The organism is Burkholderia sp. Ac-20392 (assembly GCF_017104585.1).
Classification (GTDB): domain Bacteria; phylum Pseudomonadota; class Gammaproteobacteria; order Burkholderiales; family Burkholderiaceae; genus Burkholderia; species Burkholderia lata.
This window is the reverse complement of sequence record NZ_JAAGPB010000988.1, coordinates 1-1,562: the sequence shown is the minus strand read 5'-3', so window position 1 is coordinate 1,562 and position 1,562 is coordinate 1. Positions and strand designations below refer to the sequence as shown.

Sequence of the window (1,562 nt, the reverse complement as noted above, 5' to 3'; positions counted from 1 at the left end):
CTGCGCGCACTCGACGCGGTGCACGCGGGGCTCGGCGTCGAAGTCGCGCGCGTCGACGTGCAGCCCGCGTTTCCCGGTGCGGCCGCCGATGCGTTCAACGCGGTGCTGACGTCGCTGCAGGTCGCCGAACGGACCATCGCCGAAGCGCGCACCGCTGCCGAGCAGCGGCGCCAGGACGCGCAGCAGGATGCCGACCGGATCGTCCAGGACGCACAGGCCCATGCGGCCGAACGCGTCGCCACCGCGCAGACCGACACGCTGGAAATCCGGCAGCTCGACGCGACACTCCGCGACAACGGCGATCCGGGGCTGCTGGCGCGGCTGTATCGCGATCGCGTGCAGCGCGTGCTGTCGAAAGCCGGACGCGTGACGACGATCGATCCGCACGACACCTCGAACCTGATCCTGCCCGGAAACGCCCGATGAATTCGCTCGCTGAACCGGCCACGCAGCCGGACACCGCGCCCGCCGGCAAGACGGCCTACGCGCTGTCCTCCGGCGAGCGCCGCACGATCACGCGGCAGATCGCGCTGGCGTTGCTCGCGGGCGGCCTGCTCGTGCTGTCGTTCGCGTGGCGCATGCTGGCGGCCGGCGGCGACACGCTTGCGCAACTGCTGGCCGCGCTCGCGTCGTTGATCGTCGCGGGGCCGGTGTTCGCAAGTGCGTGGCACAGCCTGCGTGCGCCGAGCCTGCACGGCGTGACCGATCGCCTGATCGCGCTCGCGATGCTGGCCGCGTGGGCGATCGGCGACATGACGACGGCCGCGCTGCTGCCGATCGTGATGACGTTCGGCCATGCACTCGAAGAGCGCAGCGTGCTCGGCTCGCAGGAGGCGATCCGAGCGCTCGGCCGGCTGACGGCCGGCCGTGTGCGCCGCATCGGCGCCGACGGCACCGTGGTCGACGTCGCGTACGACGCGCTGCGGGTGGGCGACCGCATCGAAGTGGTGGCCGGCGCGCGCATTCCGGTCGACGGCATCGTGGCGGCGGGCACGTCGAGCGTCGACAACGGGCCGATCACCGGCGAATCCGTGCCGCACGACGTCGATGCCGGCAGCACGGTGTATGGCGGCGCGCTGAATCTCGACGGCGTGTTGCGCATCGACGTCACGCATACCGGCAAGGATTCGACGCTCGGCAAGATCATCGCGCTGATGCAGCACGCGGAACAGGTGAAACCGCCCGTCACGCAGGTGCTCGAGCGGCACATGGGCGCGTATCTCGCGCTCGTCCTGCTGATCGCGGCGATCGTCTGGTTCACGTCCGCGAATGCGTCGGCGATGCTCGCGGTCATCGTGGCCGCGTGTCCGTGCGCGCTGGTGCTCGCCGCGCCGTCCACGGCCATTGCCGGGATCGCGGTCGGCGCGCGGCACGGCATCCTGTTTCGCAATGCCGCGTTCCTCGACAAGATCGCCGAGGTCGATTCGCTCGTGATCGACAAGACCGGCACGCTCACCCGCGGGGAATTGCAGGTCCGGCAGGTGTGGCTGCAGCCCGGTGCCGACGGCGCGCAGGCGCGTGCGCTGGCCGCGCGGCTCGGCGAAAGCAGTGCGCATCCGGCG

General features: G+C 71.3%; 1 protein-coding gene and 1 pseudogene. Both read left to right on the top strand.

Going from position 1 to position 1,562, the window contains the following annotated elements; translation table 11 throughout:
- Positions 1-426 (top strand): annotated as a pseudogene (locus G3N99_RS40315) (protease modulator HflK); the annotation flags it as partial.
- A partial coding sequence (locus G3N99_RS40310; RefSeq protein ID WP_206125201.1) for an HAD-IC family P-type ATPase occupies positions 423-1,562 on the top strand: 1,140 nt, incomplete at its 3' end. The pseudogene G3N99_RS40315 and the gene G3N99_RS40310, both read left to right, overlap by 4 nt.